This window comes from Pseudoalteromonas sp. McH1-42, assembly GCF_022347845.1.
In the GTDB taxonomy this organism is placed as follows: Bacteria; Pseudomonadota; Gammaproteobacteria; order Enterobacterales; family Alteromonadaceae; genus Pseudoalteromonas; species Pseudoalteromonas rubra_D.
Map to the genome: position 1 here is coordinate 15702 of NZ_JAKRFU010000012.1, position 17425 is coordinate 33126.

14 protein-coding genes are annotated in these 17425 nt (G+C 46.0%); 4 read left to right on the forward strand and 10 right to left on the reverse strand.

The window, feature by feature from the left end; translation table 11 throughout:
• Window positions 1-2: 2 nt before the first annotated feature.
• A complete protein-coding gene (locus tag MHN31_RS11725; protein WP_239444324.1) occupies window positions 3-863 on the reverse strand; it encodes a hypothetical protein in 861 nt (286 codons plus the stop codon).
• Window positions 864-1090: 227 nt separating this feature from the next.
• On the opposite strand from MHN31_RS11725, the gene MHN31_RS11730 reads away from it, so the two are divergent.
• Window positions 1091-1483 carry a hypothetical protein gene (locus MHN31_RS11730; protein WP_125561894.1) on the forward strand — a complete coding sequence of 131 codons (393 nt, stop codon included), beginning with the start codon at window positions 1091-1093 and terminating at the stop codon, window positions 1481-1483.
• Between the two features lie 33 nt (window positions 1484-1516).
• Here MHN31_RS11730 and MHN31_RS11735 read toward each other — a convergent pair whose 3' ends face one another.
• The 5 genes from MHN31_RS11735 to MHN31_RS11755 all read right to left on the reverse strand — a co-directional run bounded on the left by MHN31_RS11735 (window position 1517) and on the right by MHN31_RS11755 (window position 6577).
• Window positions 1517-2455: a LysR family transcriptional regulator gene (locus tag MHN31_RS11735; protein ID WP_049865864.1), complete on the reverse strand. Its 939-nt coding sequence runs from the start codon at window positions 2453-2455 to the stop codon at window positions 1517-1519.
• Between the two features lie 12 nt (window positions 2456-2467).
• Window positions 2468-4192: a bifunctional isocitrate dehydrogenase kinase/phosphatase gene (aceK, locus tag MHN31_RS11740; protein ID WP_239444325.1), complete on the reverse strand. Its 1725-nt coding sequence runs from the start codon at window positions 4190-4192 to the stop codon at window positions 2468-2470.
• Between the two features lie 114 nt (window positions 4193-4306).
• Window positions 4307-4780: a DUF4124 domain-containing protein gene (locus MHN31_RS11745; RefSeq protein WP_194868812.1), complete on the reverse strand. Its 474-nt coding sequence runs from the start codon at window positions 4778-4780 to the stop codon at window positions 4307-4309.
• Between the two features lie 83 nt (window positions 4781-4863).
• Window positions 4864-6360, reverse strand: a complete 1497-nt coding sequence (locus tag MHN31_RS11750; protein WP_239444326.1) for a DUF3413 domain-containing protein — start codon at window positions 6358-6360, stop codon at window positions 4864-4866.
• Window positions 6361-6364: 4 nt separating this feature from the next.
• On the reverse strand, window positions 6365-6577 hold the full coding sequence (locus MHN31_RS11755; RefSeq protein WP_010382154.1) for a DUF1414 domain-containing protein: 213 nt from the start codon (window positions 6575-6577) through the stop codon (window positions 6365-6367).
• 66 nt (window positions 6578-6643) lie between these two features.
• On the opposite strand from MHN31_RS11755, the gene yejK reads away from it, so the two are divergent.
• Window positions 6644-7660: a nucleoid-associated protein YejK gene (gene yejK / locus MHN31_RS11760; protein ID WP_138539517.1), complete on the forward strand. Its 1017-nt coding sequence runs from the start codon at window positions 6644-6646 to the stop codon at window positions 7658-7660.
• Between the two features lie 63 nt (window positions 7661-7723).
• Here the strand turns inward: yejK and MHN31_RS11765 are convergent, their stop codons facing one another.
• From MHN31_RS11765 to MHN31_RS11775, 3 genes are read right to left on the reverse strand one after another with little or no spacing between them, the layout of a single operon-like run.
• On the reverse strand, window positions 7724-8719 hold the full coding sequence (locus MHN31_RS11765) for an LPP20 family lipoprotein (protein WP_239444327.1): 996 nt from the start codon (window positions 8717-8719) through the stop codon (window positions 7724-7726).
• A complete protein-coding gene (locus MHN31_RS11770) occupies window positions 8709-9323 on the reverse strand; it encodes a penicillin-binding protein activator LpoB (RefSeq protein WP_125561882.1) in 615 nt (204 codons plus the stop codon). The genes MHN31_RS11765 and MHN31_RS11770 overlap by 11 nt, the downstream gene beginning before the upstream one ends.
• Before the next feature lie 5 nt (window positions 9324-9328).
• Entirely contained in the window at window positions 9329-11038 is a 1710-nt protein-coding gene (locus tag MHN31_RS11775; protein ID WP_125561880.1) for a hypothetical protein, read from the reverse strand.
• Between the two features lie 202 nt (window positions 11039-11240).
• On the opposite strand from MHN31_RS11775, the gene MHN31_RS11780 reads away from it, so the two are divergent.
• Both MHN31_RS11780 and MHN31_RS11785 read left to right on the forward strand, forming a co-directional pair.
• Complete coding sequence (locus tag MHN31_RS11780) at window positions 11241-11819, forward strand: LPP20 family lipoprotein (RefSeq protein WP_046005920.1); 579 nt, start codon at window positions 11241-11243, stop codon at window positions 11817-11819.
• Between the two features lie 48 nt (window positions 11820-11867).
• Window positions 11868-13181, forward strand: coding sequence for a transglycosylase SLT domain-containing protein (locus tag MHN31_RS11785; protein ID WP_125561878.1), 1314 nt, complete (start codon window positions 11868-11870; stop codon window positions 13179-13181).
• A 625-nt stretch (window positions 13182-13806) separates the two neighbouring features.
• On the opposite strand, the gene rne is transcribed toward MHN31_RS11785, so the two are convergent.
• The gene (gene rne / locus MHN31_RS11790) at window positions 13807-17265 is read right to left on the reverse strand and encodes a ribonuclease E (RefSeq protein ID WP_239444328.1); all 3459 of its coding nucleotides are present in this window, start codon (window positions 17263-17265) and stop codon (window positions 13807-13809) included.
• Window positions 17266-17425: the final 160 nt, after the last annotated feature.

The following is a 17425-nucleotide window of genomic DNA, read 5'->3' on the forward strand; positions in this document are numbered from 1 at the left end:
GGTTAAAGTGTATGCCAATCATCCACCAAAGGGTTGATAAAGCCGCAGTGTCGATAAGACTGATAGATGAAATTCTTTGCTTTTAATTTTGTCAGGCCGCGTTTTAGTGCGTTATACGCCTCTTCTCCTTGCGGGTGAAGTCTGGATACGACGAAATGTCGACTGTCCTGGAGTGCGACTTTAACTCCCTCTATGGCTTCTATCCGATAACCCTGGCCTTCATAGTAAAATGGCCGGGTGTTATTGAAGGAAACCAACATAGCATCTACCCATCCATTGCTCACCAGTTTGGCCATAGTGATCCAGTCATCTTCATGATGTAATTGCTGAGGTGCAAGCGCTGTGAGCGTAACCCAATCAACCAACCATGCTTTACTACTCACGATAGTTATTTGGCTGAGATCTGTGGAAATTTTTTCCCGTAATCGAGTTTTGTTAGAGGCTGACGTATAGATCCCCGCAAAGTATGCCCCTTTGTTAATGATAGGGGGAGAAATATACACCTTTTGAGCAATGGTGTTTGCCTGAGACAGCCAGATAGTGTCAAAGCTCATCAGCAGCAACCCTGATTCAAGCAGTTTTAAGTTTCTTGCATCATAGTTTCCAAGGGTGAAGCTAAAGGTATGCTGGAAGCCTCCTTCCAAAAGTGCGCGTTGTGCGATGAGAAACTCGACGACATCACGTTGGCACCTGGGGTGGTTGAATATCTCCTCCGTGAATTCAGAAATGGATTGATCGGCCAGTATTTCTTTAGCGTATTCATAAATGTCTTGTTCGATTGAAATCGAAATTCGGGCGTGTGTTGAAAAAGAAAGGCCTAAAATAAGTAGCAGTTTCAAGTATAAGCGGTTAAGGCAAGACATAATGACTTCCTGTGTGTATTAAGGCAAGTCTAGTTCAGTGCCCACTAATTGACTATTTTTTAAGTGACAACCTTGAGTTTGTAGAATATGTTTGAATGCTGTGGAGTGTGTTTGTCTAGAAGGCATACGCCTCCATAGATTCAGGCACACCAGCTGGAGGCAGGATACTGAGTCCAGCCTATGTGCATGGCTGTTGGTTGGCGTTATATCAAGTACAAGGAACTAAGATGAAATTTGAACAACTGTTGAACCACTTTGACATGGGTATCTGTGTGGAGCAATTGCAAAAAGAATCCTTGTTGGATATTGCTTTGTTATTTGTTTGCATTGATGAAAAAATAGAAACCGAAGAAATGGACATTGTCCGGGACTGGGCGAATACATTACATTGGAATTCGGCCATTACGTTGCAAGATTACATGGATGATGCGCTGGGCAAGTGCCTAATTGCGATTAAGCAGGAAGAAACAGAGTGCTTTATCCAGCATAGATTGAGTCATATTGTTGATAAACCCATGCGCGAACTTGCGGTGTCAATTGCGCACCGGATCAGTGAAGCGAATGGGGAAGTGTGTGACAGTGAGAAACGTGCTTTGGCCATGTTAGAAAGCGAGATATAGGGCATCCACCCTATATCTGAGCACCTGTAGATGTTATTTCAGGGCTTCCGCTACCTCAGCGATTTTTTGTCTAAGCCAGATATGGCTGGCGTCGCGATGCAATAACGGACTCCAGATCATATCCAACTCGAAGGGGGGGATAGGAAACGGAGGTTCTAAAATAGCCAAATTCGGATCATCGCTATATATGTTTGCCGCTTTTGATGGCAAGGTTGCGATGAGATTTTGCTCTTTTGCCAGGTGAATTGCGACATGGTAATTACGTGTAAATGTGGCAATGTTCCTGTGCTTGCCAAAGTGAGCCAATGCTTCGTCAACCCAACCCAGCTTTTGCACATCAGCCGGGTCCATGCCTACCCCTACACCAAAGCCCGTTTTGCTAACCCAAATATGCCGAGCTTTTAAGTAGGCATCCAGATTAAAGTGCGTTCTGATAGGGTTGTCTGACTTAATCAGGCAGCAAAAACTGTCTTTCCAGATCCGCTTATGATGAAATGATTGAGGTAAGTTTTCAAAGCGGTTAATTGCCATATCGACTTTACCATTTTCCACGTCATGAAAGGTTACATCACTGGGCGTCAGGATATCGAGAGTCGTATCTGGGGCCTCCATGTGCAACTTATTCAATAGCTTAGGTGCTAAAGTGCTGGCTGCATAATCGCTTGCCATAATGCGAAATACGCGTTTGCTCTGCCCTGGTTCAAACTCACGATTGGGTGCCAGAGTTTCTTCCAGCGTCATTAAAATACCGCGGATCACTGGCTGGAGCTCCAGTGCGCGCTCAGTCGGAACCATGCCCTCACTGGTGCGTACAAGGATTGGATCATTAAACAAGTTGCGAAGCCGCTTCAGGCCATTACTCATCGCGGGCTGGGTGATACTTAGCTGGTTTGCGGCACGAGTGACGTTGCACTCTCGCAGTAGCGTATCGAGATAGACCAGTAGATTCAGGTCAATTTTGCTTATGTTCACTGTGTTCCTTTGTTATTTTATATGTCGATAGAAGCGTTGTGAGGCCGGGTAAGGATAGACTTGCTTAACCACGTGAGCCTGTATATCCCGTTGCGCCTGTTGCCAGTATTCCACCTTCAATAAGGCTTCGTGCGACTGTTCAAACACCGCTCTGAGTTTAGGGTCTGTGAGTACAAATGTACATAACTGTTGTGGAAATACGTCGTTTGGTGCTGCCGAGGGCTCGGCCACACCACTATATAGGTCTTCCAAAGATGGGCTGGGCATGGGCCGGAAGTTCATGTCAGTAAGATATTGCACCTCATCATAATCGTAAAATATAACCCTATGGTGCTTAGTGACCCCAAAGTTCTTGAGCAGCATATCGCCCGGAAAAATATTTACGCTGAGCATCTCTTTGATAGCGTGGCCATAATCTTCGATGACTTTGTAAGCGGTTGGCTCATCGGCGGTTTGCAAAAAGAGATTCAGCGGTGTCATTCGGCGTTCAATGTACAGGTGTTTGATCACCAGATAATCCCCTTCGTCTCGCACACTGTTACTGATTGTGGCCTTGAGCGTATCGAGAAGTGATGGAGAGAACTTTCGCTTGGGAATAACGACTTCAGAATACTCGATGGTGTCAGCCATACGGCCAACACGGTCGTGACTTTTCACCAGTTGATAGCGCGCCAGCACCGTATCTCTGCCAAACGGTTTACTTTCGGCAAAAACATCTTTAATCACTTTAAAGACAAAAGGAAAATTAGGTAACGTAAACACCATCATAACCATACCCGGTGTACCTGGCGCTATGGTGAACACGTCTTCGCTGTGTTGTAAGTGAAACAGAAAATCACGGTAGAATTCAGTTTTCCCTTGTTTATGAAATCCGATGGCGTTGTAAAGCTCTGCCGTTGTTTTATTCGGCATCAGCTGTTGTAAAAAGCCCACCATAGCTGAAGGGGCATGAGTTTCTACCAGGAAATACGCTCGGGCAAAACCAAAAATAATCCGCATTTGCGCACTTTTAGTTAACAGCGCATCGATGTACAGGCCGCCCTGAGGGTGATGTAAAAGGGCGATAATAAAAGGCTGGACACCCGATTTGGACACCACCCGGCCTACGATATAAGCGCCTTTATTACGATAAAAGGGGGCTGTGAGAATATCAAAGCGCAGTCCATGATGGCTATGGTGAGTGCTTGGTGCTTGTTTGATAAACGCTTTGACCAGCATTCTGATATCCTGTTCCAGATCGCGAAAACCGCATTGCAAGTCCATGTGTGAAATCATATTGCGAATAGTGGGCTTTAACCCAGAGATGACCGGGAAATAGCTGCGAAATTCCGCTTCTATCGGCAAGGTGGTTGGCTTTGTTAACGTTGTTTCCACAAAAATAAAGTCATTTTTGTAGTAGCGCCGATGAAACAGGCGACAGAAAACAGAGTTAAAAAAAGTCTCTGCCAGCTCTGCCTGGGGATGAAAAGAAAGGAGTTCAGCGTAATGTTGTTTGACCTGGTGCCATAACGCTTCATCAGGCGTATCCTGTGATGTTTGACGCTTCAGAGCTGTGACGGTGTCATTAACACGAACGTCATACAGAGTTATCCGTTGCTTGCTTATTTGCTCGATTTCTCCCCATCTTTGCTGTGCAAATGCTTGGGGAGCGCGCGCCGTTATTTGTTGAAATAACGCGTAGTGAGCGTGAAAACCGGAAAGAATTTGCTCTGTAATTGTTCGAACCTGGTAACTCATCGGACCTCCTAATCTGCGAGTTACTTTAGCGCACAAGTGCCAGTCTCTCAAGTTTGTATTTAGGTCATCCGTTATGCGCCACGCTCTAGAGCGCTTGTCTTGAAATAAGGGCGTTTATTCAAGTCGTTTAAGGCGTTTTTCCAAGCTCGCTATTTCTTTGTTCAGCAGCTTAACTTCCTTGAGGTAAGCTGTATTGATCGATTTGATGTTGCGCTTTACATCTTTAAGTGTTTTTGCTCTCTCACTTTTTTCCATCATACGCGAAATGCGCCGCTGCTCATCTCGGGTGGCTTCGTCTCGTTTTCTACCTAAGATTGCTGCCTGATGTTTTTTGGCTCTAAGTGTCTTTTTTAACCGCAGGACCAGCTGCTGCCGCTCAATATTGTTCAAGGTTTTGGTATGCTGGCCAGTGGGGGCTGGTGCTTGTGGATCGGAGTGGCTTAAAGTATGTTGTTCAGCATTGGCTGCGCACGGATGCTGGCTGTAAACAACCGCCTTATCGGTGACACATTTGTAGTAACTGAAGGTTGTTTTTGCCTGGCTTAGCATAGGCAATAACAGCCAAAACATGATGATCAATATCTTCATAGCGTGTGCTTCCCTGAAATCTATATTTACATTTCAAGATAGTAAAATTGTTCGATATCGCAAGTGTTGTGGCAGACGCCATGCTACTTTACAGCAGGCGTCTGATTGAACTGTTTGAGTCGCTTAATACTCTGAATTAAAAAGGGGACATCCAGTTTTTGATCTAGAGTAAAGCCTTCTTTTGCAGAAATCTGCTTATAGCTCCCGTCCTGTGCTATCAGTGTAATACGGTCTTTCTTGTAAGCAACTAACACACCACGAGAATAGTTTACCCCTTCATTGAGTGTGTCCGTGGCAACATTATTGCCCAGCATACTTGCTGTTGCGAGTGTACTGCACTGGAAATGCTCTGACGCAATGGTTGTCATGACATCGCTGACCTGAATTAGCCCGGTATGTCCTGAAAACGCTGGGATATTGGTATAAAAGCGGGTTGTGGTCACTATATCTGAGCTGTTTGGCTCGACTATGAGGATAGTAGGTGGTGTTTGCTCTGTAATAAGTGGGCTTTGGTCACTATATGACACCCGTACATCCGCATTTTCGACAGTGTTAATGTAATCGAATTTGGGCAGTCCAGAGACCGACAAAGACAGACGGTTTGACCAAACTGGCGGAGCTTTACTTTCCATTAAAGACTGTTTGTAGTAGGCAGGAAGACCATACAGCAGATTAAACCTGAAATCCTCACTCAACGTTGGGGCCAGCAGCTGCTCTGAACCATGCCAGCCAAGTTGTATTAGCTGACTTTCAGTTTGCTCCGACAGTGTTTTTACTATGCTCAGGTTGACTGGAGCATCCTGAGCCGGACACGATGTCAGTGACGCTGGTGGATGATAGTTTACTTCGTTGGGCCCGACATTCAGCGATCTTGCCTGATTATATTCTTGCATATCGAGTAGCTCGTGTCTGGCAAGGAGTGTTTTGGCTGTGGTTGGATAAGATAATGGCAGTACGTTATCCTGCATTGTGATGTCGAAGTAGCTATTTGCATCTGCCCAGATATGCATAATGTGACTGCTTGCAAAGCAAGTGACCAATATCGTGCTGGCGACTTTAGGAAAGGAGTAACTCTTTAACCGCTCAAGGTGACGCCATGCATGATTGCCGACAATCAGTTCAAACCCTAAAATAGCAGCAATCATTGCAAGCACAATCAGGCTATTGACGGCAGGGGAGCTACTGATAGTCTTCCAAAACAAGGAAAGAATTTCAGGCAGTGCCTGAAGGTTCAAGTGGTAGCCAAGCTGGAAATAGACAAATGCATCAACACCCAGTACCGTGATACCTAAGGTTGCAATACAGGCGGCCATTCCTCGAATATGCCTTGGATAGGGGAATATCAGACTGAGTGGGAATATACTCAGTACAAATACACAAAAGGTAATAAAACTGGTGTGGCTGAGCCAGGTCACCAGCATATATAGCCAGCCAAGTAGCGTTGTCGGTGCTTTGTCAGCGGCCAGATAGCTTAAAGTAATGGCTAATACTAAGCCGATGTTGGCAAAGGTAAACCAATGCCCCCAGCTCAAGAGCTGACTGGCCTTTGACGAAAAAGGGCTGTGCGAAGAAAGGTTCATTCAGTTACTTTACCGACTGGGTCAACGCCTTGGCAAAATTTTCAGCAACCGCTTGTCTTTTCTGTTCCGGTACATGCTCTTTGATGATGTGCGTGATAGAATTTCCCAAACACATTAAGCTTAAATCAACGGTTGCCTGATTCTCTGTCAGTACGTTTAACAGTTGGTCGACAATTTGTTCTACTTGTTCGTTGGAATATTTAGACTGGATAGGCATCGGTTGGTTCAAATAAAAAGAGTTATAATTCTTTCTATTCTAACACCAGAGGCGTTAAAAACAAAGATGAGCATTGAGGTGAACAAGCTTGTTGTACACTATGTCGACAAGCAAGACGAAGAAACACAAATTCATTTGCGTGATGATGAGATGCAGGTTAATGACCGGGTAGCAGTTTTCATAGAGCAGCTCCACCATGCTTATAATGGCAAACCTGGAAAAGGCTTTTGTGCCTTCGATCCTGATAAAGATAGTCGCGTCGCGTCGGCAATGCAAAGCTACCGCAATAATGAGCTGGCATTTTGGCATCTAACGCAGCAGGCAACAGAAGTTCTGAAAGAAGAGTTGAACAAATATGCGTTCAATGAGACTGGTTATCTGGTGTTCTGTCATTATCAGTACGTTGCCAGCGATTACTTGCTGATAGCCATGATTAATATTAAAGAACACTATTCCATTACGTCTGATCTGGACCTGGCTGCGTCGAGGCACTTGGATATCTCACGTATGCAGCTTGCAGCGCGCATCGACTTAACTGCGTGGGATACGCAGGCAGATGAAAATAGATATATTTCTTTCATTAAAGGCCGAGCTGGCAGAAAAGTAGCCGACTTCTTTCTTGATTTTCTGGGCTGTGCTGAAGGTATCGACCCTAAGCAGCAGTCGCAAACTATGTTACATGCCGTGGAAGACTATCTGGCCGAGCAGCAGTTTGGTAAAGATGAGAAAGATGCAATTCGCAAAGAAGTCTTTGATTATTGTAATGACTGTATTAATAGTGGCGAAGATGCAGATGTCGAGTCTTTGTCTGATACCGTATCTAAATCATCCGATGTGCAGTTTGAAGACTTTTATAAGCAACAAGGTTATGAACTGGAAGAGTCATTCCCGCTCGATAAAAAAACCGTCACGACTATGGTCAAATTTTCAGGTCTGGGTGGCGGTGTGAGTGTTGGGTTTGAGCGCAAGCATCTGGGAGAGCGTGTGCTGTATGATCCGCAAAGCGATACTTTGACGATTAAAGGCGTGCCGCCAAACCTCAAAGATCAGCTAGAAAAGTTCTATCAGGAAGAGAGTGAGTAAATAAAAAGGGGCTAACATGTGTTAGCCCCTTTTTATGTCAGTTAAATATGTGCTTTGGTACGTCTAAGACTTGCCTGTAACAACAAACTGCGCCAGCTGGGTGCCCAACTTGTTAGCTAATTTGGTCATTGCATTACTCTTAGCAGTGCCCTTGTAGCTCGACGCTGCCTTCACTTTGGTATTAAAGTGCGCCTGTTCTTCGCCATTTTCCATCACCACCAGGTAGCTTTCTGCCACACTGTAAAAGGTACCGGCTTTGTTCATATCCTGCCAGTCAACGGTGAACTTAAGGGCAAAATCGGCCTCACCTGTGGTGACCTTGATCCCCTGAGAGCTGAGCGCTTTTGCTAGGATGTCTCGAACCTTACGGTGTGCCTGGTGATCGCTTTCAATACTAAAGCTGATACTGTTGATAAGCGCATCGGCCTGTTGCTGTTTGTCACGAACAGATGCAGGCAAGGGCAGAGGTGCAGCCTGAAGCTGGGTAAGGTATTGGTTTTGCTTATTTCGTTTTACCAATAGCTCTTTGAGTGCAACGGCTTGTTTCAGTTGTTGTGATTTACTGCCGTTGGCAGCCACTGTGAAGGCTGCAATATCTTCATCCAGAGCCCGTATGGTTAGCTCTGTTTGCATTGCGGCTTCGGTGCGGTTAAAAGCGGCCAGTGCAAAGGCTGTTTGCTGATCTGCACTAACGTATTCATCTTCAATTTTTACACCTTGCAAATGAATATCAGGTACCTGAGAGTTAATTAGCTCATCGACATGAAATTGCATCGACTTTTCGCTGGCCGATTGCTTTATTCTGGTACTGGCAGAAATGGTGACATTCAATTGCTTAGCCAGTGCCAGTCGCGCTGATTCCTGTGCTGCCAGTTTTGCCTGTTGCAAGTCGCCGGTGTTTTGCGCGCTGCCAACACCATAAACCATATAGCTTGAACTCGGCATGTTGGAGATCCATACCGGTTTGTTGTCAACAGGCGCCTGATTGGCGTTGTTTGCACCACAGCCGCTGAGTACAGCGACACTCAGCAGCGTTGCGATCAAGGGGTTAGAAGCCAAAGCGCGAGCGCTCCTGCAGTTTTTGAATTTTCTTCTGTCCATTCCATACCTCACGGTTTGTGGTCATATCGATCAATCTCAGGTCAACCTGATAGAAAGTCACGCGATCACCGCCTTGCTGATCAACGAAAGAGTTAATGGTGCCTGACAGCGCATAATCTGCGCCTTGTTCCTGGCCCATTTCATTCTGTGTACTCAGGCTGGCATTTAGCTCCTGGTCTTTTCTTTCGTCTCGGATCTCCTGACGAACATCTTTGTTCGCAACAAAGTCCGCCTGACCACTGCGTAATATTGAACGCTTTAGGTCATTCAGGAAGGTATCAACAGCGATATGCTGATGTGATTTGTTGCGTACTGACTGGATTATAATAGCAGGACGCGTGCCCTCTTTTTGTAAGTGATCGTTAACCCATGGAAAGCTCAACATATCGTTGATCATGGCCTCTGCAACCAGTTGCGAGTCCTTGCCGTTCCACTTGTCAGAAAGGGCAACCTCTTGATTTGCATCTACTCTTTGTACTTTTGTCGAGGAGCAGCCAGTGATGGCTAAGCTGCATGCAACAACCAAAGGAGTTAGCTTTAAAAGTGTGGTTTTACAGTTCATAACAATTATTCCATTGTAAACAGAGTGGATGGTGCTGTGGATTTGGCACTGTCAATGAAAGTGCGAGTATGCCACAGCGTCATATTTTCATTTATTTCTAATGTGTCAGATTGCTCTATGACTCTGCCTGAGCGCAGTTTAGTCTTGAGCGTAATATTGACTATGCCTTGATTGACAGGCACTTGTGCGAGTTTTATATGAGACGGAAGCGACTGCCATTGACGCAGGTCTGCACTAGCGGTGACCGCGTTGACAACACTGGTTGCTAACTTGGCGAAGCCATCAAATGCCTGAAGACCGGTGCTTTGAATTGCTTTGTGCGCTGTCATCGCTTTTACAACTTCTCGAGTAAGTGCGATCTGCATTTCTCTATTGGCATTTTTAAGTGCGCTTTGTAAAGTCAGCAGGCTGACAGAGTGATAGTTATCCAGCTCCGAGACTTTTTGGCCATCAAGCCACAGTTCCGTTTTTTCTATTTTATGTTCGAACGGCTCCAGATAAGTCACCGCTATGCGACTACCGTGTTCAAGCGCATCAATCAGTCCGGCAGCCTTGGCACTTTGCCACAGTGAATCGCCCAATGGTAAACGCTTAGTTAATGCACCCATTGCTACATCCCCCAGATCACCGGTGGCATAATTCTGCATCATGTCGAATAGGCTGGTATCGGCATATAGCATCTGGAACCACCACATTTGTGCTTTTCGCTCCGAAGACGTGCCCCAGAGAATAGGGGTCACAACGAGCGCTTTGGCATCATGATCGGCTTTCAGTAATAAATTAAATTCTTTGCGTTGTGGACCAATCCCAGCATTTTGAACGACGGTAAGAAGAGGGCTTGATTGTTTCGTTTCGCGAATGCTATTACCCCATTTTTTTTCAAGCGCGCGAAGTTCATTGCCATATCCACCTGCTTTACGCATGACTCGAGCCAAATCAGCATAAGCTTGCTTTGTTACGGTGCTGTCTAAATCGTATTGTTTAGCAAAGCCTTGTTCAAATGCGGATGCGGCTCTTTGATACTGGATACGGGCTGCATCTAGTTCATTGCTGCTTTCATACAGAATGCCACTGATATAGTGGGCAAATGCATCATCTTTGTAGTCGACGTTTTTCAACAGGTCATTAGGAGCCAGCAGCGGTTGTAAAATACGCATAACGCGGTCGGTGAGTCCGTCACCAGTTGGTTTACCATCATAGCCACCTGTTTCGTCGGTGAGTGTCGACAAGTAGGTATCGAGCTGGCGCATTTCAACCAGGGCAGCATCCAGGTAGTACTGTCTTTGAGCAGGGTTTTGGTTTGCAAGCGCGTTATAGTTGAGTGCTTTGAATACATTAATCAGGGGGCGATGAAACTCTTTACCTGAGAACGTGGTGTAAGTTGGGCCACTGAGCAACGCCAGCGCTTGCTCTGAAACACTAATAGTATATTGCTCTTCAATAATGGCTTTTGCCTGGTCAAGGTTATCATTGCTCAGCTTGTACTTTTGCTCGAGGTGATACAATGTGCCTAGTTCAAGATATCGCAGTAATTTGTTTTTACCTGACGCTGAGTAGGTTGTTTCTATCGCCGATTTGGCTTGTTCAAACTGACCTTGTTGAGCAAGTAAAATTGCATTTTTGTTGGCGGGTGTTGTATTGCATCCAGTCAGAACCACAATCAGGGCCACTGTTAACCAAGCTCGATAATGCAAAGTGTTGAATAGAGATAGCATTACGCTTCCTTTGCTTGTAATAAAGTTTACGGTGACTATACCAAAGAAGTTGGATATATTTGCACTAACTTAAAGATTATTTTGCTTTTTTTGAAGCTGAATATTGTAAGAAATCGTTCTTACAATTTATTACTGTAAAGCAATCAGGCTTTTGTTAAATTTAAATCATCGCTTAGCAATCAATAGCTCGAAGGACAATATCATGAAGATCAAACCGCTTATTACTACTATGCTCGTAGCAGGGATGTTAACAGCCTGTAGCTCGACTGGAGAAAAAACTGCCTCTGAGTCGAAGATTAATATACCAGATTGGGTATTAAACCCAGCTGTTGAAAATGGCATCGCTGCTGCGGATTGTGTGAAGTTTTCTGGTAACATCTCAATTGACCAGAAAATGGCTGTCGCTAATGCAAGGTTAGCGCTGGCACAGCAAATTGAAACGCGCATCGAAGGGTTGGATAAGACTTTTTCAAACCGTACTGATGCGAATGAAGAAACAACGGTTGGTGCGACGTTTAGCTCGGTATCAAAGCAGCTAACAAAGCAAACGCTTAATGGCTCTCGCGTAATTAAAGCTGATGTCGTTGAGATTGGTGGTAAAGACTATTTCTGCGCCCTGACCACATTATCACCGGCATTAACAAAATCCTTGTTCAAAGACTTGGTAAAAGAAAGTAAAAAGCAAATTAACCCTCAAGATGAGCAATTCTTGTATCAGGAATTCAAAGCATTTAAGGCTGAAAAAGATCTGGAAAAAGAAATCGCCAGATTAACCAATTAATTGTATGCGCACCTAAAAAGGTGCGCTTTTCATTGATAGGAGTGGGCTGTGAAAACCATACTTGCATTGACGATTGCATCTCAGTTTGCCGCCGCCGCAGCGGTTGCCAGTACGTCCGGTTTGTTTAGTGAACTGGAAGCGGCAATGCAAACCTATGACAGCAGCGCCCAGGAGCAAACGGAATTTGAGCGCTACAAGGCGCAACATTTACAAGAATTTAATGACTATGTTGAGGCGCATTTTGAAGAATTTGATGCGTTTCGAGATCAACTGATCCAACAATGGGGTGAGGCGAAGGTGTCTGACCAAAGCCAGTTTGTTGGCTACTCAGACGATAACCGGGAACGCCTGGAAGTCGACTTCCAGAATAACGAGTTAGTCCTCAGTGTGCGGCACCACGCAGGAACACACGTCTCTGATCAACAGATTTCACAGGCTATCGAAAGGTTTAGGCAGTCTGAACGAGCGTTGTTTCAGTCTTTTCTGAGTGGTGAATCATTAGCAGATGGTGTCAGTGAACGAGAGCAAGTTGCGATAGATAATGGACTTCGTGTCAAATCCATTATTGCCGCAAAAGCTCAGATCAAGCAACAAACACAGGAACAGAAAAAACTGGCAGAGCAGCAGGCCGATGAAGCGCTGGCGTTGCAGTCTGAACCGCAATTAGTTGAAGCTGCAAATAAGCAGTTAGAAACAAAGAAAGCGGAGTTGGATGAGCTGGCAACCAAGCGCATCAAAAACCTGACTAAATCTGTCAGACAAATTTCTAAAACCGAACCGCAGCAGATCACTCAGGTACGGATCAAAATGCCGAAAGATGGTCTGGCACATAAGCGTGCCTCTGAGTATCAAGGTCAAATTGCAAAGCAAAGTGAACGCTTCGAGATTGATACCAGTCTGGTGTTGGCGGTAATGCATACAGAGAGTCACTTTAACCCGCTTGCCAAATCACACATTCCTGCATTTGGTTTAATGCAGATCGTGCCAACTAGTGCAGGCGTTGATGTAAATCGATTCCTCTATGAGCTGGATGAGCCAATGAGCCCGCCATACCTGTATGTAGTTGATAACAATATTGAGGCAGGCACGGCGTATTTACACCTTCTCAACGATCGCTATCTCAGCGCGATAAAGGATCCACTAAGTCGTAAGTACTGTATGATAGCGGCGTATAATACGGGCGCCGGTAATGTCGCCAGTGTGTTTAATGCTGACGGTTCTCGAAACATTAAGCGCGCTGCGCGAGTGATTAACTCATTGTCACCTGAGCGTGTCCTGGAAGCACTGCAGCAAGGCCTGCCTTACAATGAGACACGTAGATATCTGAAAAAAGTACTGGCGACTGAAAAGTTGTATATCTAATCACGATACTGGTTTGCCAGTGCGAATGGCACTGGTATGACCATTCTGTTTTTCTTCTACATATAGGCCATTTCTTGCTCCTTGCGCTTTCCTATGCGGTCCCGTAGGTATCTAATTCAAAGGGATTCGTCTGGACAATTTCCTGAACTAACCTTTATTTTTGTATCTCTTCAAACGCTTTTTATTTTGTTTGACCTGAAGCGGGCTCAGGCTGAGAGGAGCGGCCGTTTTATTTCTACGCTGCTTTCACAGTGGAATTGGTCACAGAGGGGCTTGGTCAAGAGCTTACTTTGCGTAGAGCCTCACAATTATCGCACTGAAACCATTATCCTTTCAAGTAGGTATCATGCTTAGTGTCTAATCAAATCCGGGCTTAAAGCTGCCATTTAAATATGATGGATGTCTCACAATGAGAGCCTGTAAAACTTTTTGCCTTCAAAGCAGACCGGTGCCTCAGCGATAGCAGGACGCGAGAGTGGTGTTATTGAGCCTATTTTCTCACCCCAAAATAGAACACTTAATTAAGCAAATTGGGATTAGTTATTCTGGCTTGCTTAGAACATAAGAACAAGGAGGATCAAAAAGGGCCGCATATGCGGCCCTTTTAAAAGGTTTAATTCAAAACCTATTCGTAGCTGGCTGGTGACGCCATGGCCGAGCTTGCTCTTGCTGTCGGAGACTTAGAGCCGGAGCCCTGACCACTGTCGCTTACTTTCTCGCGCATGGAGTCTGGCATTGCCAGGACGGTAATGGCGATATCAGCGCTTTCATCAGCAGCGGCTTTTGTCATTGGTGCTTCAGCAACATGCTGATAACGCACACGGACCGATACCGCTGATTCAGTGGCCTTTACTAGTGGAGTGGTTTCAACAGCTGCCTCTGCAACTTGTTTAGCAGCAGGCGCTTCGACCACTTGCTCAGAAGCAGGCGCTTCAACAACTTGCTCTGCGGCAGGTGTCTCAACGACTTGCTCGGCGGCAGGCGCTTCAACAACTTGCTTAGCGGCAGGTGTTTCTTCTACTTGCTCAGCAGCAGGTGCTTCAACGGCTTGCTCAGTGGCAGGCGCTTCAACAACTTGCTCAGCGGCAGGTGTTTCTTCTACTTGCTCAGCGGCAGGCGCTTCAACAACTTGCTCAGTAGAAGGTGTTTCTTCTACTTGCTCAGTAGCAGGTGTTTCTTCTACTTGCTCAGTAGCAGGTGTTTCTTCTACTTGCTCAGTAGCAGGCGCTTCAACGGCTTGCTCAGTGGCAGGCGCTTCAACAACTTGCTCAGCGGCAGGCGCTTCAACAACTTGCTCAGCAGCAGGCGCTTCAACGACTTGCTCAGCAGCAGGTGCTTCAACAACTTGCTCGGCGGCAGGCGCTTCTACAACTTGCTCGGCGGCAGGCGCTTCTACAACTTGCTCGGCGGCAGGCGCTTCTACAACTTGCTCAGCGACAGGCGCTTCTACAACTTGTTCAGCGACAGGCGCTTCTACAACTTGTTCAGCAGCAGGTGCTTCTACGGCTTGCTTAGCAGCAGGTGCTTCCTCTGCTTGCTCAGCTGTGGCATTGAGCTCAGCTTCAAACTCCGCAGCAGCCTGATCCGCGACTGGTACAAATGCAGGTGTTGCATCTTTATTCTCAGTACGTTTGCGTTTCTGGCCAGCTGCTCTCAGGTGACGTGGAGAGCGACGAGAGCGAGTGCGCGGCTGTTCGCGTTGCTCTTTGTCTTCTTCCGCTGTTTCTTCACCTTTTTGGCTGTCCTGAGCTTGATTCTGAGGAAGCTTGACCTCTTCATCCGCAGGGGCATCAGACGCAGGTACTTGAGCTTCCACAGCTTGTTGGGTCACTTCTTTTGTGACTGTTTCCGCTTTTTGCTCTGTAGCAGGCTGTTGCACTTGCTTTTGCGTTGAATCGTTTACAGTTTCAGCTTCAACTTCAACTACTTCATTAGCAGTTTGAGTCGTTTTTGATTCTCCCTCAATGCGCACCTTTTTCTTCAGGTTACGACGTTGGCGGCGAGGTTTGTTCGCTTTTTCTTGCGTTGCTTGTTCAGCATTATCCTGCTTCTGTTCAGAACTTTGCTCTGTATTTTGCTTCGCTTTATCAGAATCATTACGACGACGTTGGTTTTGACGACGGCGCTTGTTACGACCTTCGCTGCGTTCCTGATTGTCGTTTTGATCTTCTTTACGTGCCTTATTATCGCTGTTGTCTTGCTCAGCCTTACGGTTGTCATTGCGTTCATCGTTACGGCCATCATTACGACCATCGTTACGGCGGTCATTACGATTGCGATTTTTACGACGCTGCTGATTGCGACGGCGGTTATCCTGACGTTGGCGAGGCTGTTGCTTAGGCTGCTCTTCCTCTTTTTGCTCTTCCTCAGTACCAAACAGACCTTTCAGCCATTTGCCAATGCGGCTTAGCAGGCCCGCTTCCTCTTCCACTTTCTTTTGTGCCTGAGGTTGTTTTGTCTCTTGCGCTGGTTGTGGTGCTGGAGCTGGCGCTGTTGGCATGGCTACGCCTTTCAGAACCGGTTCCTCTTTAACCACTGGTGTGGCAATTGGTGCGGCTACAACTTCAACTTCAGGTGTAACAACCTGATCATAGCTGACGCTTTCCGGCACATCATCTTTGCGCAGACGCACAACGTCATAGTGAGGCGTTTCCATGTGCTGGTTAGGAATGATCACTACATCACAGTTGTGGCGTTTTTCGATGCGCTGAACAGCCCGGCGCTTTTCGTTAAGCAAGTAAGAGCCCACTTTTACCGGTACTTGTGCATTAACCTGAGCGGTGTTCTCTTTGATGGCCTCTTCTTCGATCAAACGTAAGATGGACAAAGCAATCGATTCGTTTGAACGTATGGTGCCCTGACCATCACAGCGTGGACACGTATGCTGGCTGGCTTCACCTAATGACGGGCGCAGACGCTGACGAGACATTTCCAGCAAGCCGAAACGTGAAATCTTGCCGATTTGAACTCGAGCACGATCTGCGCGTACGGCGTCTTTCAGACGATTTTCCACTTCACGTTGGTGACGAGGAGGTGTCATATCAATGAAATCGATGACTATCAGGCCACCCAGGTCACGTAAACGTAATTGGCGGGCAATTTCGTCTGCGGCTTCTAAGTTGGTATTTAATGCTGTTTCTTCGATATCACCGCCTTTGGTTGCTTTTGACGAGTTGATATCGATAGAGGTCAGTGCTTCCGTTGGGTCGATAACGATAGAACCACCTGAAGGAAGACGTACCTCACGCTGGAAAGCAGATTCTATCTGACTTTCGATTTGATAGTGTGTGAATAACGGAACATCATTTTGATACAGCTTAACGCGGTTAATGAAGTCAGGTCTGAAACGCTCAATATGGGCTTTCGCTTCTTCAAATACACGTGCTTTATCAATCAGTATTTCACCGATATCGCGACGTAAGTAATCTCGGATAGCACGGAAAATAACGTTACTTTCCTGATGAATTAAGAAAGGTGCCTTACCGCTGTCTGCTGCATTTTGGATAGCTTCCCAATGCACAAGCAGCGCTTTAAGGTCATACTCTAATTCTTCAAAAGACTTACCAACACCTGCTGTACGGACGATTAGACCCATACCTTTTGGTAGATTCAGGCGGCTCAGCGCTTCTTTCAGCTCGATGCGCTCATCACCCTCGATGCGGCGAGAAATACCGCCAGCACGTGGGTTGTTTGGCATCAATACTAAGTAGCTACCAGCGACACTGATGAAAGTCGTTAGTGCTGCCCCTTTCTGGCCTCGTTCCTCTTTATCGACCTGAACAATGACTTCCTGGCCTTCTTTGATCACATCTTTGATGTTTGGACGACCATTGAAGGTGTAGCCTGATGGGAAGTATGTTTTGGCAATTTCTTTAAGAGGGAGGAAACCGTGGCGCTCAGCACCATAATCGACAAAAGCGGCTTCTAGGGAAGGTTCTATACGAGTGATTTTACCTTTGTAAATGTTGGCTTTTTTTTGTTCATGACCAGGGCTTTCGATATCAAGATCGTACAGACGCTGGCCGTCAACCAGTGCAACGCGCATTTCTTCTTGCTGCGTCGCATTGATCAGCATACGTTTCATATTTTTACTCTACTTAATTTTTTACACTTTGCCTGTGCACCTTAGTTCAGGTGTTTAGTGTTCCTATTTTTATAATGCAGTCTCACGACTGGGAGACGGGAACAATCATTTACTTCCGCATATAACGCTTATGCCACACTGCTTTTAAGTGGCGGGTTAC